Here is a 25,611-nt window from a genome sequence, read left to right as displayed (position 1 = left end):
ACAAAAAAAGATACACCGCAGTGTACCTTTTTAGTATGTGACCTTTCGTCTATTTCAATCTTGTATTTTTTTGTTGCTGTGCCAAATCTTTCATCTCTGCTGCATTTTGCAAAACCGCCTCTGTGATTTTTGCTCCGCCCAGCATACGCGCCAGTTCTTCCACGGACTCTTCATAAGAAAGGCCGCGGATTCTGGTAGTAGTTCCCTTTTCTTCCACATTTTTTTCAATGAGATAATGGGCATTGGCCTGGGACGCAATCTGCGGCAGATGGGTAATACAGATAATCTGATGGTTTCTGCTGATAACCGCCATCTTTTCCGCCACTTTCTGGGCTGTCCTGCCGCTGATTCCGGTATCTATTTCATCGAAAATCAAGGTTTCCGTGTCATCTTTATCCGCCAGCAGCGTCTTAATGGCCAGCATAATTCTGGAAAGCTCACCGCCGGATACCACTTTGGAAAGTTCCCGCACAGGTTCTCCCGGATTTGTGGAAATCATAAAGCAAATGCTGTCTTTTCCCTGAGGAGAAAACTTCTCTTTTTGAGAAAAGCGGATTTCAAACTCCACATTCAGGAAATTCAAATCCTCCAGTCCCTTTGTAATCTGATTTTCCAGCTTTTTCGCCCAGCTTTTCCGCACCTGGGTCAGTTCCCGGCTGGCTTTTTCCAGTTCTTCCCTCTTTTGCTCCAGTTCGCCTTCCAACTGCCCTTTTCTTTCCTCAAAGTTTCTGAGACGTTCCAGTTCCCTTTCCTTTTCTTCCTGATAAGCACGGATTTCGGGAATGGTATGGCCATATTTCGCCTTTAAATGATTGATACCATCCAGACGGTTTTCCGTTTCCTGGAATTCTTCCTCAGAAAACCGGAATTCCGAAAGATAGGCAGACACTTCCCGGTTAAAGTCATTGAGCAGGCTGTCAATATCTTCCAAAGAGCGGTATAAGTTTTCCAGACTTTCATCAAAATCCGAAATCTGTGACAGTTTTTGAAGAGCCCGCCCGGTCTGGGTGCCGCTGCCCTCCTCCTCATATCCGGTGAGCTGATATACGCCTCCCAGATTTTCCGTAATTTTCCTGCTGTTTACCAGTTTCCGATAGAGATGTTCCAGTTCCTCGTCTTCTCCGTCTTTCAATTCCGCATTCTGGATTTCCTGAATTTCATACTCCAGAAAGCTGATTTCTCTGCGTCTCTGCTCTTCATCTAACTGATAACCCTCTAGTTCTTTTCGGATCTGACGGTAGGCACCGTAAAGCATTTTCACTGCCTCTTTTTTCTCCCCGGACTCTGCCTCTGAATATTCATCCAGAATCTCCATCTGTTTATCCGGGTATAAAAGGGACTGGTGTTCATGCTGTCCGTGAACATCCAAAAGCAGAGATGCCGCCTTTTTTATGGCTGCAGCCGTACAGGTTTCCCCGTTGACCTTAATCATGCTTCTGCTCTCTGTAATTCTTCTGGTTATAATGACCTGTCCGTCTTCCGGGAACACCTCCAGTTCCCGCAGTTTCTCTTCTGTGTCAGGGCTCACCTGAAATACCAGCTCTACCAGGGCGTAAGAAGCGCCTTCTCTTATGATTTCTCTGGACATTTTCTGTCCCAGAGCCAGATTGACCGCTCCCATGAGAATGGATTTTCCGGCGCCTGTCTCTCCGGTGAGAATGTTCAGCCCTTCCTCAAAATCCACCTCTGCCTCTTCAATTAAAGCCAGGTTTTTAACATGTAAATGCACTAACATCTTTTCCTACTCCGTTTTCTTATTCGTACACATGAATCAGCTTTCTGATTTTGCTCATAAGTGCCATGGTTTCTTCTGCGCTTTTGCAGAAGCAGGCAATGGTATCGTCTCCTGCCAGACTCCCCACAATTTCCTGAAATTCCATATGGTCCAGAGCAGCCGCAGCGGCATTGGCCATACCGGAGGTAGTCTTAATCACCAGAATATTCTGGGCAATGTCCATGGACAAAAAGGCGTCTCTTAAGACCCTTATGTATTTTTCGCTGTCTGAGTTTTCCTTGGAGGTCATTACCTTATATCTGGAGCCGCCGCCCGGCTTTGCAATTTTCATCAACTTCAGTTCCCGAATGTCTCTGGAAACTGTGGCCTGCGTCACACGAAAGCCTGCAGCCTGCAGCCGTGCAGCCAGTTCTTCCTGTGTTTCTATATCGTACTGATTAATCAGTTCCAGAATCTTTGAATGTCTGGCAATCTTCATGTCCTTCCTCCTAATTTCTCATTTTAGTACGCAGCACCTCTAAAAAGCTGATGTTGCTGATTTTTATAATTCTGGTGTCACTGGCAGAGCGGCGAATCACAATCCGGTCTCCTGTAGTCATGGAAATGTTGGTATCTCCGTCAAAAGAAGCCACGGCCTTTCCCTGCCCCTCCTTGGCGCCCTGGGTGATTTCCACGGCAATTTCATCCTCTGCCGGAAAAATAATGCTTCGGGTGTTCAGGGTATGGGGCGCCACAGGTGTCATAATCATAATATTCGTCTCCGGGGAAACAATAGGCCCTCCCGCAGACAAGCTATACCCTGTAGAACCCGTGGCTGTGGAGACAATAATTCCGTCTGCCGTGTAGGAATTGAGAAATTCTCCGTTGACGTAATTATTAAAGCGGATAACCCGCAGGGGTCCCTCTCTTCCAATCACAATATCATTTAACGCCACATCTTCCGCCACGGCCTTTCCCCGGTGATATACCTGTCCCCACAGCATCATGCGTCGTTCTATGGTGTATTCGTCTGCCATGAGATGATTCAGAGCCGGTTCTATGGATTCCCGGTCAATCTCTGCCAGATATCCCAAGGTTCCCAGATTCACACCCAAAAGGGGAATCTGGCGGCTGACCACGTCTCTGGCCGCCTGGAGAAGGGTTCCGTCTCCTCCTAATACAATGACACATTCCACGTCTTCGGGAATGGTGCTGATATCCGTATAATGGGTAAAAGGCTCCCGTACAGAAAAGCTGGAAGGCTGAATCACACAGTGTTTTCCGTTATTTTCCAGATATTCCGCCACTCTTTTGGACACCTTTAATCCTTCGTCTTTTTCACTATTGGCAATAATATAAAACTTATCCATACTTATTTATCCAGCTCTTTATGGGCTGCTGCCACAACGCCCTTTACATCTGCCTCTTGGTTTTCCGGTAATCCGTCTTTCTGTTTCTGTATATGCAGCAGATATTCAATGTTTCCCTCCGGTCCTTTAATGGGAGAAAACTCCAGATGACGAACTGCGTATCCAATGCTCTTTGCATAGGCAATGACTTTGTCAATGACTTCTTCGTGCACGGCCGGATCACGGACAACTCCTTTTTTTCCTACCTTTTCCCTTCCTGCCTCAAACTGGGGCTTAATGAGGCAGACAACCTCTCCGTTATCCTTCAAAAGATGATATACAGGAAGCAGTACCTTGGTAAGAGAAATAAAAGACACATCAATGGAAGAAAAATCTGCTGGTTCCTGCAAATCCTCCGGTACCACATAACGGATGTTGGTTTTCTCCATGCAGACCACCCGCTCATCGTTTCGCAGTTTCCAGTCCAGCTGTCCATGTCCTACATCGATGGCATAGACTTTCACGGCTCCGTTCTGCAGCATGCAGTCTGTAAATCCTCCCGTGGAAGCACCCACATCCATGCACACCTTTTTATCCAGGGTCACACCGAAATGTGTCATGGCTTTTTCCAGTTTCAATCCGCCGCGGCTTACGTATTTTAAGGTATTTCCCCGGACTTCTATCTTTACAGTATCCGGAAACATGCTTCCGGCTTTATCTTCTTTCTGATTTTCCACATATACAATTCCTGCCATAATGACAGCTTTCGCTTTCTCACGGGAAACGGCCAGTCCCCGTTTCACCAGCAGGACATCCAGACGCTCTTTCATCTATCTGGCCTCCTTTATCCGATTATAAATGGAACCGGCATCGATTCCCGCTTTTTCCTTCAGTTTTTCCGGACTTCCATGCTCCATAAAAACATCCGGAAGTGCTGCAGACAGCACCTGTACTTCCGGGTACGCGGTGTGCAGATATTCCACAACTGCGCTTCCAAAGCCGCCGCTTTTTACATTTTCTTCCATAGTAACGATAACTTCATGGTCTTTTGCCAGGCTGTCCAGCATTTTTTTATCCAGCGGTTTTACAAATCTGGCGTTGACAAGGGTGGGATTTTCTCCGTCCTCTAACAGCTTTTTCCTTACCGCCTCCGCTGTTTTTACCATACTGCCCACTGCCAGCAGGGCAATCCCTTTTCCCCGGCAAATCATTTCACTGCGTCCTCTTACAATGGGTTCCCGAAACTCCTCCAGCCCGTCATAGGCCTCTCCTCTGGGATAGCGCACGGCAATAGGGCCGTCATAGCTTACCGCAAATTTCATCATATCGGAAAGCTCCCATTTATTTTTCGGTGCCATAACTGTCATATTGGGAATCATGGACAGATAACTTAAATCAAAACAGCCCTGATGCGTCTCCCCGTCGCTGCCCACAAGTCCGGCCCGGTCCACTGCAAAAATCACATGGAGATTCTGCAGGCATACGTCCTCAATAATCTGGTCCACCGCCCTCTGCAAAAAGGAAGAATACACCGCCACCACAGGAATCATTCCCCCAAGAGCCAGGCCGGCAGCAAAGGTCACGGCGTGCTCCTCTGCAATTCCCACGTCAAAGAATCTATCCGGAAACATATTACGGAACCGTTTCAATCCTGTTCCGTCGGGCATGGCAGCCGTTACGGCCACCACCTTTTCTTCTCTGTCGCCGAATTTCCGCATAACCGTGGAAAAAATATCTGTATAATTGGCTTTTCCATTATTGTTTAAGGGAATTCCATGCTCCAGGTCAAAAGCCGCCGTGCCGTGGAATCTGGCAGGGTGGCGCATAGCAGGCTCATAGCCTCTTCCTTTTTCTGTTTTCACATGTACCAGCACCGGCCCGGAGACTCTTTTTGCCTCCTGGAACACCTGAATCATCCGGTTACAGTCATGACCATTGATGGGACCCAGATAGGTCAGCCCCATGTCTTCGAAAAACATACCCGGAATCATCAGCCTCTTAAGGCTGTCCTTCGTCTTATGAATCTGTTTAATAGCCGCAGGGCCAAGTCCCGGAATTTTATTCAGGCTGTTCTTTACGCCTGCTTTCAATTCAAAATATCCCTCTGTGGTTCTCATATTGCTCAAATAACTGGAAATGCCCCCTACATTTTCGGAAATAGACATTTCGTTGTCATTTAAAACAATAATGAAGTTCTTCTTCAGCGCAGAAGCATTATTGATTGCTTCATAGGCCATACCTCCCGTGAGCGCGCCGTCTCCGATGACGGAAATCACATGGTAGTCCTCTCCCTTTAAATCTCTGGCACAGACATATCCCACGCCTGCAGAAATGGACGTGGAACTATGCCCCGTGTCATAAGCATCACAGGGGCTTTCGCTGCGTTTTGGAAAGCCGCTCATACCGCCCAAAGTCCGAAGACTGTCAAACCCTTCCTGTCTGCCCGTAAGAATTTTATGGGTATAGGACTGGTGTCCCACATCCCATATAATCTTATCCGCCGGCAGACAAAACACATAATGCAGCGCCATGGTAAGCTCCACAGCCCCCAGATTGGAAGCTAAATGTCCCCCTGTACGGCTGACATGATCCAACAGAAAAGCCCGGATTTCCTCCGCTAACTGCGGAAATTTATCCGGCGGTATTTTCTTAATATCATTTGCCTTTTTTATGGTTTCTAATAACATGTATCGTGCACCTCTATTTTCTGCGGGTGCAAAGAGAAAGAAACAGCTCCTTCAAAAATTCCTTTTCTCCCGGAAGGTCATCGAGAAGCTCTATAGCCATTTCTGTCCGACGCTTTACTTCCTCTCCCGCTTTTTCAATTCCTTCTAAGGTCACATATGTGGTCTTGTTGTTTTTGGCGTCACTGCCCACTGGTTTTCCCAGTTCTTCCCGGCTGCTTGTCACATCCAGAATATCGTCCTGAATCTGAAAAGCCAGACCAATGCAGCTGCCGATTTTCTCTATTTTTACCATATCCTCTGTTCCGGCCAGCACCGCTCCAATCATAAGCGAAGCCTCAATCAGCGCAGAAGTCTTATTTTCATAAATAAAATCCAGCATATCCTTTGAGAGCGGCTTACCGTCATTTTCCACGTCTGCTCCCTGTCCTCCCAACATGCCCTTGATTCCCGTTTTTTCTCCCAGAATCTCCAAAGCCCTGGCTGTCCGGCGAAGTTCCTTCTCTCCTTTTGCCAGGTCAAAGGCGCGAAAAGCGGTCTCATAAGCATAGTTTAAAAGAGCGTCTCCTGCCAGAATAGCCGCCGACTCACCGAACACCACATGGGTGGTTTTCTTCCCTCTCCTGTATTCATCATTGTCAAGAGCCGGAAGGTCATCATGAATCAGAGAATGGGTGTGAATCATCTCCATAGCCGCCATAAAGGGACGGATAACTTCTCCCGTTCCCCCCAGAAGCTCATACATTTCTGCCATAAACACAGGCCGCAGCCGCTTTCCGCCTGCCCGCATGCTGTAGTTCATTGCTTCTGCCATATGCTTTGCAAAGCCCTCTTCTTTTGGCAGAAAAGAAGCAATCACCTGTTCTGCCCGGGCTGTTTTCTGTTTCAGTTCTTCTTTAAAATTCACTTAACTCACCATCTTCATTCAGTTTGAGCATTTTTTTCTCAACAGTGTCAATTTTGCTGCCGCACTGCCGCAGCAGTTCCATCCCTTTCTGATATAAAGCAAAGGAGTCCTCCAGGGAAATCTCTCTGCTCTCCAGACGTTCTACAATCCCGTCTAATTCCTTCAGAGCTTCTTCCATGGTCATTTCCTGGTTTCTGTTCTCTGTCTCTGCCATTTCAAACTCCTCTCTCCTCCTGTTTCGTACCAAGCACTTTGGCCTGAATTCTTCCGTCTGTCACCTGAATCTGCAGCACTTCGCCTCCTGTTACCTGTGAAACGTGGGTAACTGCATGACCTTTTCCATTTTCCACATAAGAAAATCCCTGCTTCAGTTTATCCAGGGGCGATAAGCCCTTCATGCGTTCAATATAAATTCCCAGATTCTGACGGGCGCGGAAAATCTGATTTTCCATAGCGCTGTACATCCGGTCTTCTGCCTGCAAAAGCCGGGTGCGTTTTTCCTGTATCTGTCTTGCCGGACTTAAATATTCCAGCTTTGTCCCGTACTTCTCCACTCTCTGGCGCATCCAAAACATCTGGTTGTCCATGGTCTGCATCAGTTTCTGTTTTGCACTTAAAAGCTGGTTGAAAAGCACGCGCACATCTGCCACAGCCAGCTCCGCCGCCGCGGAAGGCGTAGGAGCCCGCAAATCTGCTGCGAAGTCCGCAATGGTGGTATCCGTTTCATGTCCTACCGCAGAGATAATAGGGGTTCGGCAGTTGAAAATGGCCCTTGCCACTTCTTCCTCATTAAAAGCCCACAAATCTTCAATAGAACCGCCGCCTCTTCCCACAATAATCACGTCTACACCGTAATCATCCAGGACTTCGATACCTCTTACAATGCTTTCCTTTGCGCCCTCGCCCTGCACCAGAGCCGGGTAGAGAATCAGCTGCACATAGGGATTTCTCCTGCCTGCCACGGTGCGGATATCCTGCACTGCCGCCCCTGTGGGCGCAGTCACTATGCCTACTTTTTTTGCCCAGACAGGAATGGGCTGTTTGTATTCCGGCGCAAACATTCCCATTTCTTCCAGTTCCTTTTTCATTGCCAGAAACCGCTCGTACAAAAGTCCGGCGCCCTCCAGGGTGATTTCTCTGGCATAGAGCTGGTACTTACCGTCTCTTTCGTAAACGCTGACGCTGCCGCCGGCCACCACCTTATCCCCGTTTTTCATGGCAAAGCCCAGACCTTTCCGCTGGCCCGCAAACATGACGCAGGAAATTGTGCCGCTTTCATCTTTCAGGGAAAAATAAATATGTCCGGAGGTATGGTACTTACAGTTGGAAACCTCGCCTTTGATGTAGATTTTATTCAGCATAAAATCCTGGTCAAACATGGTTCTGATATAATTATTTACCTGTCCTACGGAATAAATACTGTTCATAAACTTTCCCTTGCAATTTTTCCTAAAACTCCGTTTACAAAAGAAGCAGAATCCTCCCCGCCGAAGCTTTTGCTGATTTCTATTGCTTCATTAATCGCAACCTTTACAGGAACATCCTCGTCATATTTCATCTCATATACTGCCAGACGCAGAATATTCAAATCCACCTTGCTCATTCGTTTGGTCTTCCAGCCTGCACTCTTTTCATTGAGAATACTGTCCAGTTCTTCCAGGCGCTCTGTAATTTTGGCATACTTATTTTCCATATAAGCCTGCTCTACCGGATTTAAGTCCTCTAAGCCGTCAAAATACAGCTGTATCTGCTGCGGCATTTCCTCTGTTCCGTTAAATTCGTTTAAAAAAAGCAGCTTAAAAATATGCTCCCGCATTTCTCGTCTTCCCATATATTCCTCCGTATTGTCTTTTTCTGCTGTAGTTTAAAATAAGGTGCCTCTGAAAAAGACACCTTATCTCCCGCTTTTTGCTTTTTCACTTGTCAATGAACTATTTAGTCTTGTCAATTTCAACGCTTGCAATCCGCACGTTGACATCGGAAACAGTCAGTCCTGTCATGTTTTCAATGGCAGTTTTTACTCTCTCCTGTACCTTCTTGCTGGTCTCTAAAATATTGTATCCATACTCAATATTCAGAGCCAAATCCACACAGACTACATCTTCCAGAACATCTACCTTCACACCTCTGGAAAGGTTTTTCATACCCAGTTTTCCAACCAGTTCGTTTGTAATATTTCCAGCCATGGAACCGACACCTTCCACTTCTGTCGCTGCCAGTCCTGCAATAATCGCTACTACCTCATCTGCAATCTGTACTTCCCCAAGAGAACCATTGTCATGTATTTTATATCTGTTTCTGTCTTCCGCCATTTTTCAAACCTCCTATAGGAAATATCCTGCTTTTTATTATACCAAATCCCTGCAAAAATGAAAAGCGGTTTTTTACTTTTCCCGTAAAAAACCGCTTTTTCTCACTTCTTTTCTTAATTTCTGGAAAATTCCGCCAGCACAAGGCCTTCGTTTCTGTCCAGGGTCATGCCGATACTCCAGCTGTTGATAAACAGCAGAAGCGGATTTCCCTTCATATCCATCACCTTCTTCATGTCCGAAGTTCCGGTGAGGGCTTTTACGTCCACCTCTTCCTTGTTCTCAATCCAGCGGATATGCTCGTAAGGCAGGTTTTCCAGACGAATGTCTACATTGTACTCGTTTTCCAGACGGTATTTCAAAACGTCAAACTGCAGGACGCCTACTACGCCTACAATGATTTCTTCCATACCGCCCATGATTTCCTGGAAAATCTGAATGGCACCTTCCTGGGCAATCTGGTTGATTCCCTTTACAAACTGCTTTCTCTTCATGCTGTCCAGCAAACGGACTCTGGCAAAATGCTCAGGCGCAAAGGTAGGAATACCCTCGTACTGGAATTTTTTCCCCGGTGAGCATACCGTATCTCCAATAGAGAAAATACCAGGGTCAAAGACACCGATAATATCTCCTGCATAAGCCTCTTCCACCACATGACGGTCCTGCGCCATCATCTGCTGCGGCTGGGAAAGGCGCATTTTCTTATTGCCCTGGACATGGAACACTTCTTTGGAAGCCTCAAACTTACCGGAGCAGATGCGCATAAACGCAATTCTGTCCCTGTGGTTTTTATTCATGTTGGCCTGAATTTTAAAGACAAACGCAGAAAAATCCTCCTTCATGGGGTCGATTTCTCCGATGTCTGCTTTTCTCGGCAGGGGACTGGAAGTCATTTTCAGGAAATGCTTCAAAAAGGTTTCCACACCAAAATTGGTAAGCGCAGAACCAAAGCATACCGGAGAAAGTTTTCCTTCATCCACCAGTTTCTGGTCAAACTCCGCACTGGCACCGTCTAAAAGTTCGATTTCCTCTAAAAGCTGCTCTTTCTGCTCCGGGTCTAAGACCTCGTCAAGACGGGCCTCGTCAATGCCGATTTCCTCCTCAATTCCCTCTTTTGTTCCCTTCATGGTATCGGAAAAAGTAAGGACTTTCCCGGTCTCCCTGTCGTATACGCCGCGGAACTTCTTGCCGGAACCAATAGGCCAGTTCACCGGACAGGTAGGGATTCCAAGTTCCTTCTCAATGTCATCTAAAAGGTCAAAGGTGTCGTTTGCATCTCTGTCCAGTTTGTTGATAAACGTAAAAATAGGAATATGGCGCATTGCGCAGACTTTAAACAGCTTTCTGGTCTGGGCCTCCACACCTTTGGAAGCATCAATTACCATAACCGCTGAATCCGCCGCCATCAGAGTACGATAGGTATCCTCTGAGAAGTCCTGGTGTCCGGGAGTATCCAATATGTTGATGCAATAGCCATCATAATTAAACTGCAATACAGAAGAGGTTACGGAAATACCTCTTTCCTTTTCTATTTCCATCCAGTCAGAAACCGCATGGCGGGCCGTTGCCTTGCCCTTTACACTTCCCGCAAGATTAATAGCCCCTCCGTAAAGAAGAAACTTCTCGGTAAGGGTTGTTTTACCGGCATCCGGATGGGAAATAATTGCAAATGTACGTCTTTTTGTAATTTCTTTGGTATAGTCAGCCACGTTTGGCCCTCCTTCTCTCATATAGCACACTGACGCTATTTTAGTATACGTTGAAATGTGTGTCAAGGGGCTTTATGCACAACTATTCATTTTCCTGTGTTCCCCCATCCAATGGTGTGATAACAATATTTTCTGCCGCCACGCTGGTTTTGCGCTTCACAATATCCTCTATCTGGGCTCTTTTGGCATCCTCCATATATTCCTGAGGCACAATGACATCCGCACTGTCTCCCGTCAGATTTACCACCACATCTGCAAAGCCCTGGGCATCTAAAAGAAGTTCTGCTGCGGATTCCTGCTCTGCCAGATTGGTCATGTTCACCATAGAATTTACAGCCTCCTGCTTCTGTTCTTCTCCCAGGTTCTCATTATTAATGATTTCCAGAAGGGTTTCCTTATTGGCCGAGCGCACCTGCTCTCTGCTGACCTTGGCCTCTGCCACAAAGCCGGAAGCCCCTGTCAGCACAGCTTCTCCCGGAGTTTCTGTCTGCACGTCTGTCTCTCCTTCCGCACTGGCCGTTTCTTTTTCTTCCCCTTCCTTTGGCTGCACCTCTTCCCCTTCTGCTGCTTTGCTGTTTTCCTCTAAAAGGGCGCTCTCGTCTGTGATATCATAATCCAGACTTTCGATTTCCTCTACGATTCCGTCTGTATCCGCAGCGGAGGTCTCGGCAGTGTCTGCGTCACTCTTCTTCAGCGTCTTATCAATACCCAGATGATTATCTGAATAATTGATGTACCCTGCCACAGCAATCATGATTGCCAGGGCTGTAATGATAACCTGATTTTTCCTGAAGATTTTTTTCATGCACATTCTCCTCTAATTCATTTTCATTACTTTAATTTTATGGGGTTCTACCTGAAATAATGCCTCGACTGCCGCCTGAATATTCCCCACAACCACAGGATTTCCCCCACCCTTTGCCACAATGAGGACACCGGTTACCCGGGGGTATTCCTCAGAAGCCACATAAGGCTGTTGCGTGCCCTTTGCATCCTTTTCATACACCGTTTCCGTTTCGTCCTTTTCTACGATTTTCCTGCTGCTGCTTTGGCAAGTGAGAAAGACCCTGGTTTCTCCCACACCTTCCACTTGTTCCAGTATCTCCTGCAGCTGTCTTTCCATTTCCTGCTGCCAGTTTTCTGCCGTACCTGTCTGTGCGGTTTCCACCTCCTTTTTGGCATTTTGCCGGTCTGTCTTTTCCGTGGGAAGGGCCAGTACCAGCAAAAGCAGTCCCAGGATAAGAAGCACCACCAGATTTTCTTTCTTCATCATATCTTTCCATGCTTTCATGGCACTACCTCCTGCCCCTCGATAATCCCTGCCTCCTCCTGCCACTCCCTTTCCCAGGTTTCTGCTTTTTCTTCCCATTCCTGTGCTTCCTCCTGGAATTCTTTTGTATAAGCAGCTATCTGCCCTTCCATACCAGATAAATGCAAAAGGGGCGATAACACCACCAGAATGAGCAGCAGCCCCATGTAGTACTGAATGTATTTTCTATAGCTGTTGTCAGGCAGACAATTCATCACTGCAAAAAGCAGAATAAAATAACAAATCAGACTTTCCAGCCAGGCATACAGCGCTTCCATGTTTCACCCTCTCTCCGGGCTTTTGCCCTGCTAATGATTTGCAAAAGAAACCGTCAAAACAGCTATGGTAATCAACAGCATCAGTTCCGCTGTAAACAGCATCCGCAAAAGCAGTCTGCAGCCATCCCCCATAGCCTGCAGGCAGCCGGTCATCCTCTTATCGGACACCGGCTGCACCAAGGCTGCCAAAAGTTTATATAACAGGGTGGAAATGCCAAGTCTCACCAGAGGAACCAGCCCCAACAGCAGCAGCACGGCCATGCCCAGAACCCCCAGAGAATTTCGGATTAACACGGCTGTGCCAAGGGCCACCTCTGTCACACCATCTATGGCATTTCCCACACCGGGAATAGCTGCTGCCGCTTTCCCCAGCATATCCCTTTTCAGGGAATCCACTGCCGGGCTTATCATATTTTGTATCACCTGCATGCCGATAACAAAAGCCGTACAGCCATTCAGCCCCCATTCCAACAAAGTTTTGAAGAGTTCTGCCATGCGGGAAAGCAGTTCCTCTTTGTGGATGAAATTAATCATGGATATGAGTACATAGGCATGGATTCCCGGAAGAATCAGCTTCAGCAGCACGGCCTGTACCAGATAAATGACCAGCAGCACGGTTTCGTAAAACACCATGGCGCTGGCAGAACCTGCAGCGGCAGTGACTGCCAGAAAATAGGATGGAATCAGTGCTTTCATAAAAAGGACAAACCCTTGCAGGCTTTTTGAAAGTTCCTCTCCCATACTGCCAAAGGTATGAATAAGAAGCACCAAAAGCAGCAGATACACCACATAAAAGCTGACTTCCCCGGTCTGTCCCTTCCCAAAGGCATTGGCAAAATTAGAAAACAAAGAGGCCGCAAGCACCAGAAGTAAAATCTGCACTACCGTCTGCTTCTGTACAGACAAATGACTTTTCAAAAAAGCTTTCCCGATTTCTTTCACTCCCTCTTTGCTAAACAGCCGCCCTTCTTTCAGAACGAAAGCCAGACTTTCCCTAATGTTGAAGGTTTCCTCTCCCAGAAGTTCATTGACCGCCTCCTGCATTTGTCCCAATTCCAGCCCTTCCAAAAGTTTTTCCTGGGCTTCCTGCTGTTTCTCAGAAAGTTCTTCTTCCCCTTTCTGCTCCTCCTGTTCCGCTGCTGCAAAAACTTCTTTTCCGGAAAGGTTCCAACCTACGCACAGGCAGATTCCCGCCAGAAGCAGTTTTTTTCTCCACACGGAGCATGTCCCTCTCTTTATCTTTGGTTTTTTCCCGGCCCGGTTCATGCCAGAAAGCTGTGAATGGTTTCCATCAGCGCCAGCAGCACCGGCATGGACAATACCATAATATACAGCCTTGCGAAAATATCTATCTGAGAGGCAATGGCTCCATATCCCGCATCTTTGCAGATTCCGGCTGCAAATTCACTGACATAGGTAATTCCTATCATTTTCAGCAGTGTTTCCAGATATTGTGCGTCCACCGGCAGATATTCCTGAATTTTCAGTACAGAAGAAAACAGATAGGACAGCTTCCCTGTCATATAAGAAAAAATGCAGATTCCCGCAGCCAGGCTTAAATACACGGAATACTCCGGTCTTGTGCCTTTTAAAAGAATTCCCAGAAGCATGCCTGTCATCCCCAGCATAACAACCTTCAAAACTTCCATGCATTTCCCTCCCTACAGCGCAAATAAGTCTTCTATGGTGCGAAAAAGGTCATAAATATAGGGCAGCACCCAGAACAACACCAGCAAAAGACCGGTCAGACTGGTGAGAAAGGCCAGCTCCTCCCTCTGGCTGTGCTTTAGTATCTGACACAGGACAGACACCAGAATGCCTACTGCACCGATTTTGAATAATAAACTCACTTCCATGGCATCTCTCCCCCTGCATAATTTTCAAAGCAGCATAATTGCCAGAAAAATTCCTCCCAATGTTCCCATGCTCCGGTACAGCTTCTGCTTTGCAGGCATTTCCCGCTGCAGGTTTTCCATCTCCCTTTTTAACTGTTCCAGGTACAAAGTAATGGTATTTTTCTGCATGGTAATATCCAGATATCCCAGATATGCTCCCAACTGCAAAAATTCTTCCAGGTCCTTTGGACACAGCGCTGTGCCGCTCAGATATGTTTTTGCCTTTTCTCTGAAAATTTCCTGAAAGCACGCCCCCTGATACTGCCCCGCAGCCTCAGACACCTCCTTTAAAAAGCCGGCCAAAGGCTCTGGCAGCCTGTAAGCCACCGTACCTAATGCCTCCGGTAGCGCTTCCCTTCTGTAAGTAATTTCTCCCAGAATCAGAAACACCATCTTTTCGATTTCTCTTAACTGCTGCAGCCTTCTCGTCATGTGGATACTTTTGCTGTACCCCAGAGCCGAACAGGAAAAAATTACCAGAACAGCCCCTGCGATTTTCAGCATAGAATACCCTGCCTTCTCTTGCAGTCGTACAGACTGGTTCCCCTTTCATCAAAAATAGCTTTCACTTCACCTGCCCGTTTCTCATAATGCAGAATAATATAGCGTTCAAAGATTTTCTCCTGCATCAGGCGCTGCAGCAATGGTTTTCTCTTAATGTCTTCAATAGAACTGCCGTGTACTGTGGCAAACAGTCTGCAGCCGCAGTGAATCACGGATTCAATGGCATGAATATCCTCGTAATCTCCCAGCTCGTCTACGGCCACCACCTCCGGCGACATGGAACGTATGAGCATCATCATGCCCTCTGCCTTGGGACAGCAGTCCAGAATATCGGTGCGGATTCCCAGGTCATTCTGTGGAATTCCCTGATAAGAGCCCCCGATTTCCGAGCGTTCGTCCACCACGCCCACACAGACGCCGTCCAGATGGCTGCTGCCATTGCTGACCTGACGGATCAAATCCCGCAAAAGAGTGGTTTTCCCACATCTGGGCGGTGAAATAATCAATGTGTGGCATATTCTTTTGTTTTTTATAACATAGGGAAGTATGGGCGCTGCACACCCCTTTATCTGATGTGATAATCGAAGATTGATATAAGATATGTATTTTACACTTTTGATTTTGTTCCCTTCCAGAATGGTTTTTCCTGCAATTCCCACCCGGTGTCCTCCCTGAATGGTCAGAAAGCCCTGGCGGATTTCTTCTTCAAAGGCATACATGGAATAATTGCTGATATATTCCATGGTCTCCTTTATATCTCCCGGACTGACCATACAAGCCTCTGCCTCCCTGTGGGAAAGCCTGCCGTCCTCTGTCAGAAAAAATTCCTTTCCCTGATAAATCAAAATCAGCGGCCCATGAACACGAAGACGGATTTCATAGACCTGGTGCATATCCGGGCAGGCCTTATGAAGCGCCTGCCGGATACGCAGGGGAAACAGCCGTGTAATCTCTGTCTGATTCATCTTTCCTCACCTCTTTAAGATAATATATGAGGACAATCTTTATTTATGACTGGTTTGAGCGGATTAGATTTTGTATTCCTGCTTTTTGACATTCCTTTCATAAAACTTTTCACAAGTACAGATGAGAAAAGTTTTCTTCCCGGTCTTATAATACCGCACAAAACACAAAGTCAGCAAAATCCCTGCTACCGCAGCGCAGAGCATATCATTCATACTGTCCCGCACTCCCTGGGTATAGTGATTAATACAGTCATTCTGAAAGAACACCAGCATGGCATATTCAAAAAATTCCCACAGTTCTGCTACTGCCATATTTCCCGTATTCAGAAAAATCAGAAAAATCAGGCAGTCTTTCTTATCCGCAAATTCATTGGTCTGCTTTATGGCAAAATAAAGCATAGCCACAGCAGCAGAAAGCAGCCAGCCGCTGGAAAAATGAAGCAGCTTGTCGTATCCCCAAAAGCGGTATGCCTCTAAAGAACCGCCCCAAATGCTGGCAAAGTAGGTAAATGCATTGGAAAGAATATAAATTTCGTACACTGGTTTCCAGCGAAACACCCGAAACACCGCCGGAACAATACAAGGCGTCAACACTGCCACAAAAGCCATGCCCACATGCTCCCAGTCCCCGGCCCGAATATTATGTACAAAACTATAGAATAAGGTAACTGCATACAGCAATATACTGGCATACCAGATATGCTTCCATGTTTTTTCTTTCATTTTTTCTCCTGTTCCTTTCGATATCTTTTTTCATACTTCAAAGAATAAAAGATTTTTCCTAAGAAACAGAATTAAAAAAACGAAATTTTTTCTAAATATTCTTCCGCCGTCACTTCCCTGTACATACAGCCGCAAACTTTCTGTGCGCTGATACATCCCTCCACATTTTCATAAGGCGCAAACTGCTCATACCATGCAGGCACAGGAATATGTTTCAAATCCCTGGTAATCCCCTCCCCGCTCAGCTTCAAAAAGCTCTCTTTTTTGGCCCAAAGTCTGCAAAATTCTCTATTGCGCTCTCCGGAAGCCTTAACGAGGGCATATTCTTCTTCTGAAAGTGTCCGCTGCAAAAGCCGTTCACTCTTTACTGCCCGAACCTCCTGGATATCCAGTCCGCAGGCCACCTTTGCCACCGCGCAGGCCGCATAAGCTCCGGTATGGCTGATATTAAAAAATACAGAAGGGAAAGCGGGAAAATATGGTTTTCCCTGCTCTCCTCTCTGCATAATACGTTCTAAATATTCAGAAACTTCCTCCCAAGGCGCTCTTTCCCGAAAAATTCCCCTACAGCCTGTATCCAGCAGACCATAGGCCAGAAGGCGCCTGCCGCAGATACTCTGCGCATGCTTCTTATCTGCACAGTCCCCGGTCAGTTTCCGAATATTCCCTATGTAAATGTTTATTCTTTCCCTGGGCGAAGATGTATGTCTGCTCATGCACTCTCCTCCTGCTCTGTAATCCCGCTTTCCGTCAGAAACCGGGAAGGTTCTGTTCTCTTTTCATGACGTTCCTTTGCATAGAGCATGCTCAGTTCTTTTCTGGCCCGTGTCATGCCCACATAAAACAGCCTCCGCTCTTCCTCAATATCATTTTCAGAAACTGCCTTGTGATAAGGTATGATTCCCTCATTCACATCCATGATAAACACACGGTCAAATTCCAGTCCCTTAATGCTGTGAAGCGTGGAAATCACCACACCGCTTTTGCCGGAAATCTGGGTTTTAGCCTGTTCTTTTAATTTTCTGGTGTATTCTGCCATATGCGCAAACCAGTCCTCGTAAGTTTTGTAGCCTCTGGCGCTTTCTGCCAGTTCATCCATCACTTCATACAGGTCTTCCATCTTCAGCTTCCGGTATGCGGCGTAGCCTTTTAAGTATTCCTCATACCCGACACCATGGCGGATATAATTGACAGCTCCGTAAGGGGTCATATTTTTCAGTTTCTTCAAGTCTTCCTCAAACTTGTCGATGCGGTCGCACATCCACTCCTTGTCCTCATAGAACCACCGGAGAGCTTCAAAGGACACCTGAGAGTCTTCCAGTGCATTGCGGGAGATATAACGGTTGGGGCGGTTCATTACCTGGAGGAATTCCTGACGGCTCCGCTCTCCCATAGCCAGTCTCATATAAGAGATAAAATTCCCGGAAATCCAGTGTTCATACAGATTCGGCAGTGTATCTCTCATCTGAAAGGGAATCTGGTATTCCATCAGAAGTTCCACCAGGGAGCCGGCGCCGGAATTGGTGCGGTAAAGCACAGCTATCTCTTCCAGAGGGCAGCCCTCCTCTCTGGCTTTTAAAATGCAGTCCTTTACGTACACCTCCTCTTCTCTTCCCGTGCCGAAGCCTTTGATAAGCGGTTTCCTGCCTTCCTCATTTTCCGTATGGATTTTCTTCTTAAACCGTCTTTTATTGTGTCCGATAACCTTTCCTGCGGCTTCCACAATCCGCTTTGTGGAACGGTAATTACAGGCCAGAAGTTCCGTCTGCACGGTGGGAAAATCCTTTGGAAAATGCATCATAATTTCCGGCTTTGCCCCGCGGAAAGCATAAATAGACTGGTCATCATCCCCTACAATAAACAGATTATTGTCCGGGGCAGCCAGCATTTTCACAATGTCATACTGCAGTTTATTGATATCCTGAAATTCATCCACCAGAATGTAACGAAATTTTTTCTGCCATCCTGCCAAAATGTCCGGTCTCTGGGTCAGCAAATCATAGCAGTACAAAAGCATATCGTCAAAATCCAAAAGTCTTGCCTTTCTGCAGCCGGATACATATTCTGTATAAATCCGGCGGAACACCTCGTCAGGACAGTTTTTAGAATAATAATGTTCCAAAGGAATCCGGCTGTTTTTCACCTCGCTGATTTCCCCTGCCAATCCCTCAAACAGTTCCTTCTCGTCCTCTGTCTCTATCCGCAGAGCATAGACAATCTCTTTGAGCATATCGTACCTGCGCTCTTCACTGATAATATTGTTTCTGGAAAGGCCGTAAGCATGTCTTAAAATCCCGTAGAAAATCCCGTGAAAGGTGCCGAAGGTAACCTGCCTGTAATTCTGCTGCTCTCCTTCTTTTTCACAGAGTTTTTCAAACCGCTCTTTCATTTCTCTGGCAGCCGCCTTGGTAAAGGTGACTACCAGAATGTTTGCAGGATTGATATGCTGTTCACTTAACAGGGCCCGGATCCTCCTTATCATCGTAGTCGTTTTACCGGAACCCGGCCCGGCCAGAAGCATCATAGGGCCGCTGCTGTGGTGAATGGCTTTTTCCTGTGCTGCGTTTCTCTCCATCTCAGCTTAATTTTTCAATGGCTGCCTGAATCCGTTTCAGACTTTCTTCTTTTCCGAGCACTTCCAGGATTTCCGTAGCGCCTGCCGGAGTCATCTGTTTGCCGGAAAGTGCCGTACGGATTGGCCAGAGAATCTGTCCGTTTTTGTATCCGTTTTCCTTTGCAAAACCGCAGAGCAGTTCGTAAAGAGCATCGTTGCTGTAGTCTTCCTGTGCTTCCAGAACCGGAAGAACCTTCGCGAGCACCTCCAGAGAAATTTCCGGATTGGTCTTCATCTTTTTATGGGTGTACATGGCATTATCATACTCCGGTACTGCCTCAAAGAAATCTACTAATTCCGGGATATCCGGGAAAACTTCGATTCTGGTCTTCACCATGGACGCTACCTTTTTCAAATCGATTTCTCTGGTAATGGCCTGTTTCAGATAGGGCAGAGCCATTTCATAGAATTTTTCATCATCCATGGCTTTCATGTACTCGCCGTTCATCCATTTCAGTTTCTGAATGTCAAAAACAGCCGGAGATTTGCTCATGTGATGATAGTCAAAGACTTTCACCAGTTCCTCTAAAGAGAAGATTTCCTGGTTATCTTCCGGACACCAACCCAGAAGCGCTACATAGTTCACAATCGCTTCTGTCAAAAATCCCTGTTCCAGCAAATCTTCGTAAGAAGAATGACCGGAACGCTTGCTGAGTTTTTTGTGCTCTTCATTGGTAATCAGAGGGCAGTGCACATAAGTAGGGATTTCCCAGCCAAACGCCTCATAAATACGGTTGTATTTCGGGGAGGAGGACAGGTACTCATTTCCTCTTACCACATGGGTAATGCCCATTAAATGGTCGTCAATCACATTGGCAAAGTTGTAAGTCGGATAACCGTCTGATTTAATAAGAATCAAATCGTCCAGTTCATTATTCGGCACCGTAATATCTCCGTAAATGTCATCACTGAACGTAGTGGTTCCCTCTGTAGGCATGTTGAAGCGGATAACGTAAGGCTCCCCTGCCGCCAGCTTTGCCTCTACCTCCTCTTTGCTCAAATGCAGACAGTGCTTATCATACATGGCAATTTCCTTGTCACCCACCTGGGATTTCAGGGATTCCAGACGCTCCTTTGTACAGAAGCAGTAGTACGCATCTCCCTGCTCAATCAGCTGTTTTGCATATTTTAAATAAATGCCCTGGGCATTTCTCTCACTCTGCACATAAGGACCGTAACCGCCGTCCTTGTCCGGACCTTCGTCATGCACCAGTCCGGTTTTCGCCAGTGTGCGGTAAATAATATCCAGCGCACCCTCTACGAAACGTTCCTGGTCTGTATCCTCAATACGCAGCATGAAACTTCCGCCTTCGTGTTTTGCAATCAGGTAAGCGTAAAGAGCCGTTCTTAAATTTCCCACATGCATTCTTCCTGTAGGACTGGGGGCAAATCTTGTTCTTACTGTACTCATCTTCTATATCTCCTTTACTTTTTTACATGTTCTTTCTCTATAGCAAAAAGCAAGGGGTATGTGGCTTTCACCCTATACCCCGTCACCATGAAAATTATACTCAAACCTCTTTCTATTTTCAAGTAGTAATTCCCGTTTCTTTCCTATTTCTGTACTAGATGTACGGCAAAACCGCCGATTTCCTCTTTCATATAAACGGCAATCATTTTTTCATTCTTATATTTGGCAGTTTCCATATCAAACTCCACGCCCTGGCTCTCCAGATACTTCACTGCTTCTGCTACGTCTGTAGTGCCGATGGCAATGTGTCCGTTCTTTCCAAGATACGGTGTTTTCATAGCCTCTACCGCGGTTCCTGCGAATACAGAGCTGTTGCCCACTTTCTTTGTAAATCCGAAAATTGTTTCAAAACGCTCTGCTACGCTGCAGGCTTCTCCTTCGTTTTCACAGTTTATACCTACATGGCGCAGTTCAAATCCCAGTTCTTCCAATTTGCTCATATTCATTTCCTCCTTCATGTCTGTGATATTGCGTCTGTACTAAGCATACAAAAAATCGGGAAAAATAGCAAGTTCTAATCTTCCTTATCTGAAAAAGAAATTTCCATGGCCTGAATAATATTTTTTGCCATTTTCAGTTCTGCAGGGGTAAATTTTGAAATGTATTCTATGATTTCTTCTCTGTCGCAGGAATGGGGGTTCTCTTTCAATTCATCCTGTAAAAAATATTCCGGTGACATTTCCAGTGCGTTGCAAATGCGGACAAAAACAGGAAGACTGGGTGTCCGGGTACCGCCTTCAATCTGTCGGATGAAAACTGGATTCACGCCGCAGATAACCGCCAGGGCTTCTGAAGTAATCCCCTGTTCCTTTCTGATTTTGTTAATTCTTCTGCCAAAACTCTTTTGCACAGTCATTTCTCCTTTGTAAACTTGCAGTTATTATTTTCTGCTCTTAGTATACGAAATACCAAAATTTTCCAATAGTTTCCAAAAGACTACATTTAGTATCTACCAGTTTGCAAAATCAGATTTTCTATCATTTAAAAAGAGGCGGCACCTTTACATTCGTGCCGCCTCTGCAAATTCCTTCATAATATCCTTCACTTTTTCTATTTTTTCACATTTCCACGCATTCTCCCCACAAAATAAAAGAGCATGCTCGATATCCCCTTCTGCAGCATGTACCAACGCTTCTGTAATACAATAAGGAATTTCTTTCTGCTTACAGGTGGAAATACACTGGTAGCAATGCTGAATTTTCATGGTATTCTTCCCTACCTGTTCCAAAAACGGATTTCTGATGGCTCTTGCCGGCATTCCCACCGGACTTTTTATGATACAGATATCTTCTTTTTGGGCCTGTATATAAGCCTCTTTATAAGCTTTGGGCGCATCACATTCCTCTGTGGCAACAAAGCGGGTTCCCACCTGCACTCCGTCTGCCCCAAGGGCAAGCGCATGGCACATATCTTCTTTGTCAAAAATCCCTCCGGCTGCAAGAACCGGGATTTTTCTTCCGACTTTTTCCCCATATTCTCTGGCTTTTTCTATAATAGAAAGCAGCACCTCATCATAGGAATCTCTCTGAAATCTTTCCAGTTCTTCTTGTGAAAAACCCAGATGTCCCCCCGCTTTTGGTCCTTCTACCACTACAAAATCCGGGACTTTTTGATACTTCCTCTCCCACAGCCTGCACAGCACCAAAAAGGATTTCAGGGATGATACCACAGGTGCAATTTTTACCGGACTTCCCTCTGTATAAGCAGGCAAATCCACAGGAAGTCCGGCCCCGGAAACTATCAGGTCAACGCCTGCCTCCACTGCTGTTCTTACATACTGGGCATAGTTTCTGGTAACTGTCATAATGTTGACACCCAGAATCCCGCCGGGGGCTATGGCTCTCGCCTTTTGCACTTCTTTTTTTATGGCCCGGTAGTTTGCAGCAAAGGGATTCTTCTTAAAATCCGGCTCTCTCCAGCCTATCTGAGCCGTGGAAATCATGCCGATACCGCCTTCTTTTGCCACAGTTCCTGCAAGGGTGGAGAGGCTGATTCCCACACCCATCCCCCCCTGTATCACCGGAATTTTTGCTTCCAGCAATCCGATTTTCAGTGTTTTTTCCATAGCCTCTCCTTTACATTCTGCGAAATCTTTCGTATCGCTGCTGCGCCAGTTCCTCTGGTGTCATGGCATTGTATTTTTCCAGAAATTGTTTCATTCTTTTCTTCATTTCTCCTGCTATTTCCCGGAGATTTTCCGGGCAGGCGGGAATTTCTTCGGAAATCACCTGCTCAATTATCCCCAGTTCCTGCAAGTCTTTGGCAGTTACCTTCATGACCTCTGCCGCCTCTTTCGCCCGCTTACTGTCTTTCCAGAGAATAGAGGCGAAGCCTTCCGGCGACAAGATGGAATACGTGGCATTTTCCATCATCCAAACCTCATTTCCTACGCCTAAAGCCAGGGCGCCGCCGCTGCCTCCCTCTCCGGTTACCACAGACAGCACCGGCACCTGCAAATCTGCCATTTCCAGCAGATTTCTGGCAATGGCCTCTCCCTGTCCACGTTCTTCTGCCTCCATACCGCAGAAGGCGCCGGGGGTGTCAATAAAGGTAATCACCGGCCTTTGGAATTTTTCTGCCTGTTTCATAAGGCGCAGAGCTTTGCGGTATCCTTCCGGAGAAGGCATACCGAAATTTCTCGCCAGATTTTCCTTGGTTGTCCGTCCTTTCTGAATCCCGATAACGGTCACCGGCTGCCCGTCTAAAAGAGCCAGCCCGCCCATAATGGCAGGGTCATCTCCGAAAAGACGGTCTCCGTGAAGTTCCCAGAAGCCGTCAAATACGGTTTCCATATAGTCCAAAGCCGTCAGCCGCTTTTTGCTTCTGGCCGTTTCCACTCTGTCCCAGGCTGTTCTCTTTTCGTTCTCTGTCTGAACCTGTTTTCCGGAGTTTTCCTGCTGACTTTTCTCTTCTTTTGGAATAGAAATACCGAAAAACTGACAATATCCCTGTCTGCGCTCATGAATTTTCACCAGAGCAGACAAGGCCTGCCGCAGTTCCTCTCTCTTTACAATCCGGTCAATCATACCATGCTCTAAAAGAAATTCTGCCCTCTGAAAACCTTCCGGCAGCTTCTCTCCAATGGTCTGGGCTATGACTCTGGGTCCTGCAAAACCGATTAAAGCCTGGGGTTCTGCCAGAATCACGTCCCCCAGCATGGCAAAACTGGCGGTCACTCCGCCCATGGTAGGGTCTGTCAGTACAGAAACATACAGAAGTCCCGCCTGGCTGTGCTTTTTGATGGCCGCAGCCGTCTTTGCCATCTGCATCAAAGACACAATGCCTTCCTGCATACGGGCGCCGCCGGAACAGCAGAAAAGAATCACCGGCAGCTTTTCCTGCACAGCCCGCTCAAAGGCCAGGGCGATTTTTTCTCCCACGGCATATCCCATACTCCCCATAAGAAAACGTGTGTCACAGGCACCTAAAACCACTGGACTGCCGTCAATTTTTCCCTTCCCGATGTACACAGCTTCATCCAGATTTGTCTTGTTTCTCAATTCCTCCAGTTTCTCCTCATAGCCTGGATAGTCCAATGGATTTTTCCCGTTTATCTCTGTGAACCAGGGCGTAAAACTCCCCTCATCTGCAGCCAGTTTCATCCTGGTTTTGGCTTTCATGCGGAAATATCCACCGCATTTCGGACAGGTATATGCATGCCGTACTACCTCTTCCTTGCATAAGAGTTCCCCGCATTTGGGGCACTTAACCCACAGGCCTTCCGGCACAGAGGGGCTTTCTGTTTCTCTCTTTTCCTGTGCTTTTTCTGCCTGTATTCCGGCTGTTTTCTTAAACAATTCTTTTAGTCGAGACATGTTCTTTCACCCCTCTCTCCGTAATGTTCTTCTATAAAATGGGTTGTCACGTTTCCCTCTTCAAAGTCTCTCTGATTCAGAATATCGTACTGAAAATCCAGATTGGTTTCCACCCCTTCAATAATCACTTCTCCCAGTACACTGCGCATTTTGGCAATGGCAGAAGCCCGGTCTTTATCATGGACAATGACCTTCATAATCATAGAATCATAATTGGGAGGAATCCGGTATCCATAATACACCGCCGTGTCCACCCGCACCCCTTTCCCGCCGGGAATATGAAGATTTTGAATGGTTCCCGGACAGGGCAGAAAGTTATTTTCAGGATTCTCCGCATTGATTCTGCATTCTATGGCATGCCCCTGCAAAAGAACCTCTTCCTGCTTTACAGATAAAGGAAGTCCTGCTGCAATACGAATCTGTTCTTTTATCAAATCCACTCCGGAAACAAACTCTGTAACCGGGTGCTCCACCTGGATTCTGGTATTCATTTCCATGAAGAAAAATTCCCCGGATTTGTCCAGAAGAAACTCGATGGTTCCGGCACTTTCATATCCCACAGCCAGAGCTGCCCGGCAGGCCGTTTCCCCCAACTGTTCTCTGACTTTGGGTGATACAGCGCAGGAAGGAGATTCTTCAATCAGTTTCTGATGCCGCCTCTGAATGGAGCAATCCCTTTCCCCAAGCTGTATGACCTGTCCCTGTTTATCTGCCAGAATCTGTACTTCTATATGTCGGGGCTTTTCAATATAACGCTCCAGATACATGGCATTATCTGCAAAAGCGTGCAGGGTTTCCGTCTGTGCCATGCGGAAATTTTCCAGAAAATCTTCCCGGCAGACAGACACACGCATGCCCTTGCCGCCGCCGCCAAGAGCCGCTTTTATCATAATGGGAAAACCGATTTTTTCTGCCTGCAAAAGAGCCTCTTCAGCTTCATAAACCGGCTCTTTGCTCCCCGGAACCACCGGAACGCCTGCCTGCACCATGGTTTTTCTGGCCTCTGCTTTATTCCCCATTTTTTCTATCACCTGGGCAGAAGGGCCGATAAAAGCAAGGTGACACTCCTCGCACATGGCGGCAAAGCGGCTGTTCTCCGAAAGAAAACCAAAGCCCGGGTGAATAGCTTCCGCCTTTGTGGCGATGGCTGCGCTTAATATCCTTCCCATATTCAGATAACTTTCCATAGGAGATGCCGGACCGATACACACGGCCTCATCTGCCAGCTGGGCATGAAGTGCGTCCCGGTCAGCCTCCGAATAAACAGCCACCGTGCAAATGCCCATTTCTCTGCAGGTGCGGATAATCCGCACTGCAATTTCTCCCCGGTTTGCAATTAAGATTTTCTGAAACATACCTGCCACT

28 protein-coding genes are annotated in these 25,611 nt (G+C 46.8%); all 28 read right to left on the bottom strand.

Annotation, left to right across the window (positions count from 1 at the left end):
* Window positions 1-49: 49 nt before the first annotated feature.
* On the bottom strand, window positions 50-1,735 hold the full coding sequence (recN, locus tag WBS51_RS00980) for a DNA repair protein RecN (protein WP_294459532.1): 1,686 nt from the start codon (window positions 1,733-1,735) through the stop codon (window positions 50-52).
* Between the two features lie 19 nt (window positions 1,736-1,754).
* The gene (gene argR / locus WBS51_RS00975) at window positions 1,755-2,213 is read right to left on the bottom strand and encodes an arginine repressor (RefSeq protein WP_173747383.1); all 459 of its coding nucleotides are present in this window, start codon (window positions 2,211-2,213) and stop codon (window positions 1,755-1,757) included.
* A gap of 10 nt (window positions 2,214-2,223) precedes the next feature.
* Window positions 2,224-3,084, bottom strand: a complete 861-nt coding sequence (locus tag WBS51_RS00970) for an NAD(+)/NADH kinase (RefSeq protein ID WP_173747382.1) — start codon at window positions 3,082-3,084, stop codon at window positions 2,224-2,226.
* A gap of 2 nt (window positions 3,085-3,086) precedes the next feature.
* On the bottom strand, window positions 3,087-3,893 hold the full coding sequence (locus tag WBS51_RS00965) for a TlyA family RNA methyltransferase (RefSeq protein WP_294459530.1): 807 nt from the start codon (window positions 3,891-3,893) through the stop codon (window positions 3,087-3,089).
* A complete protein-coding gene (gene dxs, locus WBS51_RS00960; protein ID WP_294459529.1) occupies window positions 3,894-5,750 on the bottom strand; it encodes a 1-deoxy-D-xylulose-5-phosphate synthase in 1,857 nt (618 codons plus the stop codon).
* Window positions 5,751-5,763: 13 nt separating this feature from the next.
* Complete coding sequence (locus tag WBS51_RS00955) at window positions 5,764-6,654, bottom strand: polyprenyl synthetase family protein (RefSeq protein ID WP_173747379.1); 891 nt, start codon at window positions 6,652-6,654, stop codon at window positions 5,764-5,766.
* Window positions 6,644-6,868 carry an exodeoxyribonuclease VII small subunit gene (xseB, locus tag WBS51_RS00950; protein ID WP_173747378.1) on the bottom strand — a complete coding sequence of 75 codons (225 nt, stop codon included), beginning with the start codon at window positions 6,866-6,868 and terminating at the stop codon, window positions 6,644-6,646. The genes WBS51_RS00955 and xseB overlap by 11 nt, the downstream gene beginning before the upstream one ends.
* Before the next feature lies 1 nt (window position 6,869).
* Window positions 6,870-8,081 carry an exodeoxyribonuclease VII large subunit gene (gene xseA / locus WBS51_RS00945; RefSeq protein WP_291681999.1) on the bottom strand — a complete coding sequence of 404 codons (1,212 nt, stop codon included), beginning with the start codon at window positions 8,079-8,081 and terminating at the stop codon, window positions 6,870-6,872.
* Window positions 8,078-8,485, bottom strand: a complete 408-nt coding sequence (nusB, locus tag WBS51_RS00940) for a transcription antitermination factor NusB (protein ID WP_173747376.1) — start codon at window positions 8,483-8,485, stop codon at window positions 8,078-8,080. The genes xseA and nusB overlap by 4 nt, the downstream gene beginning before the upstream one ends.
* A 100-nt stretch (window positions 8,486-8,585) precedes the next feature.
* Entirely contained in the window at window positions 8,586-8,966 is a 381-nt protein-coding gene (locus tag WBS51_RS00935) for an Asp23/Gls24 family envelope stress response protein (protein ID WP_173747375.1), read from the bottom strand.
* A gap of 113 nt (window positions 8,967-9,079) precedes the next feature.
* A complete protein-coding gene (locus tag WBS51_RS00930) occupies window positions 9,080-10,672 on the bottom strand; it encodes a peptide chain release factor 3 (protein ID WP_173747374.1) in 1,593 nt (530 codons plus the stop codon).
* Window positions 10,673-10,754: 82 nt separating this feature from the next.
* Window positions 10,755-11,477, bottom strand: coding sequence for a SpoIIIAH-like family protein (locus WBS51_RS00925; protein ID WP_291682001.1), 723 nt, complete (start codon window positions 11,475-11,477; stop codon window positions 10,755-10,757).
* A gap of 12 nt (window positions 11,478-11,489) precedes the next feature.
* Complete coding sequence (locus WBS51_RS00920; RefSeq protein WP_291682003.1) at window positions 11,490-11,963, bottom strand: stage III sporulation protein AG; 474 nt, start codon at window positions 11,961-11,963, stop codon at window positions 11,490-11,492.
* Window positions 11,960-12,259 carry a stage III sporulation protein AF gene (locus WBS51_RS00915; RefSeq protein ID WP_173747371.1) on the bottom strand — a complete coding sequence of 100 codons (300 nt, stop codon included), beginning with the start codon at window positions 12,257-12,259 and terminating at the stop codon, window positions 11,960-11,962. Before WBS51_RS00915 ends, WBS51_RS00920 begins: the two co-directional genes overlap by 4 nt.
* A gap of 30 nt (window positions 12,260-12,289) precedes the next feature.
* The gene (locus WBS51_RS00910; protein ID WP_294459525.1) at window positions 12,290-13,477 is read right to left on the bottom strand and encodes a stage III sporulation protein AE; all 1,188 of its coding nucleotides are present in this window, start codon (window positions 13,475-13,477) and stop codon (window positions 12,290-12,292) included.
* 44 nt (window positions 13,478-13,521) lie between these two features.
* A complete protein-coding gene (locus WBS51_RS00905; protein WP_173747369.1) occupies window positions 13,522-13,908 on the bottom strand; it encodes a SpoIIIAC/SpoIIIAD family protein in 387 nt (128 codons plus the stop codon).
* A 12-nt stretch (window positions 13,909-13,920) separates the two neighbouring features.
* The gene (spoIIIAC, locus tag WBS51_RS00900; RefSeq protein WP_173747368.1) at window positions 13,921-14,115 is read right to left on the bottom strand and encodes a stage III sporulation protein AC; all 195 of its coding nucleotides are present in this window, start codon (window positions 14,113-14,115) and stop codon (window positions 13,921-13,923) included.
* A gap of 24 nt (window positions 14,116-14,139) precedes the next feature.
* Window positions 14,140-14,658 (bottom strand): stage III sporulation protein AB, encoded by a 519-nt coding sequence (locus WBS51_RS00895; protein WP_173747367.1) that lies wholly within the window; start codon window positions 14,656-14,658, stop codon window positions 14,140-14,142.
* Window positions 14,652-15,623 (bottom strand): stage III sporulation protein AA, encoded by a 972-nt coding sequence (gene spoIIIAA / locus WBS51_RS00890; protein ID WP_294459522.1) that lies wholly within the window; start codon window positions 15,621-15,623, stop codon window positions 14,652-14,654. Before spoIIIAA ends, WBS51_RS00895 begins: the two co-directional genes overlap by 7 nt.
* Before the next feature lie 63 nt (window positions 15,624-15,686).
* Entirely contained in the window at window positions 15,687-16,346 is a 660-nt protein-coding gene (locus WBS51_RS00885) for a hypothetical protein (protein WP_294459520.1), read from the bottom strand.
* Window positions 16,347-16,417: 71 nt separating this feature from the next.
* Window positions 16,418-17,062 carry a 4'-phosphopantetheinyl transferase family protein gene (locus WBS51_RS00880; RefSeq protein ID WP_294459517.1) on the bottom strand — a complete coding sequence of 215 codons (645 nt, stop codon included), beginning with the start codon at window positions 17,060-17,062 and terminating at the stop codon, window positions 16,418-16,420.
* Window positions 17,059-18,921, bottom strand: a complete 1,863-nt coding sequence (locus WBS51_RS00875; RefSeq protein WP_294459516.1) for an ATP-dependent helicase — start codon at window positions 18,919-18,921, stop codon at window positions 17,059-17,061. The genes WBS51_RS00880 and WBS51_RS00875 overlap by 4 nt, the downstream gene beginning before the upstream one ends.
* A 1-nt stretch (window position 18,922) precedes the next feature.
* Entirely contained in the window at window positions 18,923-20,371 is a 1,449-nt protein-coding gene (gene gltX / locus WBS51_RS00870) for a glutamate--tRNA ligase (protein ID WP_173747362.1), read from the bottom strand.
* 143 nt (window positions 20,372-20,514) lie between these two features.
* Entirely contained in the window at window positions 20,515-20,871 is a 357-nt protein-coding gene (locus WBS51_RS00865; protein WP_226853434.1) for a VOC family protein, read from the bottom strand.
* Between the two features lie 74 nt (window positions 20,872-20,945).
* On the bottom strand, window positions 20,946-21,281 hold the full coding sequence (locus WBS51_RS00860) for a helix-turn-helix domain-containing protein (protein WP_173747360.1): 336 nt from the start codon (window positions 21,279-21,281) through the stop codon (window positions 20,946-20,948).
* Between the two features lie 150 nt (window positions 21,282-21,431).
* Complete coding sequence (locus tag WBS51_RS00855; RefSeq protein WP_291683354.1) at window positions 21,432-22,496, bottom strand: NAD(P)H-dependent flavin oxidoreductase; 1,065 nt, start codon at window positions 22,494-22,496, stop codon at window positions 21,432-21,434.
* 10 nt (window positions 22,497-22,506) lie between these two features.
* Window positions 22,507-24,246 carry an acetyl-CoA carboxylase carboxyltransferase subunit alpha gene (locus WBS51_RS00850; protein WP_291683355.1) on the bottom strand — a complete coding sequence of 580 codons (1,740 nt, stop codon included), beginning with the start codon at window positions 24,244-24,246 and terminating at the stop codon, window positions 22,507-22,509.
* A complete protein-coding gene (locus WBS51_RS00845) occupies window positions 24,234-25,601 on the bottom strand; it encodes an acetyl-CoA carboxylase biotin carboxylase subunit (RefSeq protein WP_291683356.1) in 1,368 nt (455 codons plus the stop codon). Before WBS51_RS00845 ends, WBS51_RS00850 begins: the two co-directional genes overlap by 13 nt.
* Between the last annotated feature and the right edge of the window lie 10 nt (window positions 25,602-25,611).

The organism is Blautia acetica (assembly GCF_038739805.1).
Lineage (GTDB): Bacteria > Bacillota > Clostridia > Lachnospirales > Lachnospiraceae > Blautia.
Note: the sequence above shows the minus strand (reverse complement) of the source record. Positions and strands in the feature narration are given on the sequence as shown.

Excerpts from the sequence above, each read along its gene's own strand:
- recN (WP_294459532.1), bottom strand. The coding sequence starts at position 1,735 with ATGTTAGTGCATTTACATGTTAAAAACCTGGCTTTAATTGAAGAGGCA.
- argR (WP_173747383.1), bottom strand. The coding sequence starts at position 2,213 with ATGAAGATTGCCAGACATTCAAAGATTCTGGAACTGATTAATCAGTAC.
- WBS51_RS00970 (WP_173747382.1), bottom strand. The coding sequence starts at position 3,084 with ATGGATAAGTTTTATATTATTGCCAATAGTGAAAAAGACGAAGGATTA.
- WBS51_RS00965 (WP_294459530.1), bottom strand. The coding sequence starts at position 3,893 with ATGAAAGAGCGTCTGGATGTCCTGCTGGTGAAACGGGGACTGGCCGTT.
- dxs (WP_294459529.1), bottom strand. The coding sequence starts at position 5,750 with ATGTTATTAGAAACCATAAAAAAGGCAAATGATATTAAGAAAATACCG.
- xseB (WP_173747378.1), bottom strand. The coding sequence starts at position 6,868 with ATGGCAGAGACAGAGAACAGAAACCAGGAAATGACCATGGAAGAAGCT.
- xseA (WP_291681999.1), bottom strand. The coding sequence starts at position 8,081 with ATGAACAGTATTTATTCCGTAGGACAGGTAAATAATTATATCAGAACC.
- nusB (WP_173747376.1), bottom strand. The coding sequence starts at position 8,485 with ATGGGAAGACGAGAAATGCGGGAGCATATTTTTAAGCTGCTTTTTTTA.
- WBS51_RS00935 (WP_173747375.1), bottom strand. The coding sequence starts at position 8,966 with ATGGCGGAAGACAGAAACAGATATAAAATACATGACAATGGTTCTCTT.
- WBS51_RS00925 (WP_291682001.1), bottom strand. The coding sequence starts at position 11,477 with ATGAAAAAAATCTTCAGGAAAAATCAGGTTATCATTACAGCCCTGGCA.
- WBS51_RS00920 (WP_291682003.1), bottom strand. The coding sequence starts at position 11,963 with ATGAAAGCATGGAAAGATATGATGAAGAAAGAAAATCTGGTGGTGCTT.
- WBS51_RS00915 (WP_173747371.1), bottom strand. The coding sequence starts at position 12,259 with ATGGAAGCGCTGTATGCCTGGCTGGAAAGTCTGATTTGTTATTTTATT.
- WBS51_RS00905 (WP_173747369.1), bottom strand. The coding sequence starts at position 13,908 with ATGGAAGTTTTGAAGGTTGTTATGCTGGGGATGACAGGCATGCTTCTG.
- spoIIIAC (WP_173747368.1), bottom strand. The coding sequence starts at position 14,115 with ATGGAAGTGAGTTTATTATTCAAAATCGGTGCAGTAGGCATTCTGGTG.
- WBS51_RS00895 (WP_173747367.1), bottom strand. The coding sequence starts at position 14,658 with ATGCTGAAAATCGCAGGGGCTGTTCTGGTAATTTTTTCCTGTTCGGCT.
- spoIIIAA (WP_294459522.1), bottom strand. The coding sequence starts at position 15,623 with ATGAATCAGACAGAGATTACACGGCTGTTTCCCCTGCGTATCCGGCAG.
- WBS51_RS00885 (WP_294459520.1), bottom strand. The coding sequence starts at position 16,346 with ATGAAAGAAAAAACATGGAAGCATATCTGGTATGCCAGTATATTGCTG.
- WBS51_RS00880 (WP_294459517.1), bottom strand. The coding sequence starts at position 17,062 with ATGAGCAGACATACATCTTCGCCCAGGGAAAGAATAAACATTTACATA.
- WBS51_RS00875 (WP_294459516.1), bottom strand. The coding sequence starts at position 18,921 with ATGGAGAGAAACGCAGCACAGGAAAAAGCCATTCACCACAGCAGCGGC.
- gltX (WP_173747362.1), bottom strand. The coding sequence starts at position 20,371 with ATGAGTACAGTAAGAACAAGATTTGCCCCCAGTCCTACAGGAAGAATG.
- WBS51_RS00865 (WP_226853434.1), bottom strand. The coding sequence starts at position 20,871 with ATGAGCAAATTGGAAGAACTGGGATTTGAACTGCGCCATGTAGGTATA.
- WBS51_RS00855 (WP_291683354.1), bottom strand. The coding sequence starts at position 22,496 with ATGGAAAAAACACTGAAAATCGGATTGCTGGAAGCAAAAATTCCGGTG.
- WBS51_RS00850 (WP_291683355.1), bottom strand. The coding sequence starts at position 24,246 with ATGTCTCGACTAAAAGAATTGTTTAAGAAAACAGCCGGAATACAGGCA.
- WBS51_RS00845 (WP_291683356.1), bottom strand. The coding sequence starts at position 25,601 with ATGTTTCAGAAAATCTTAATTGCAAACCGGGGAGAAATTGCAGTGCGG.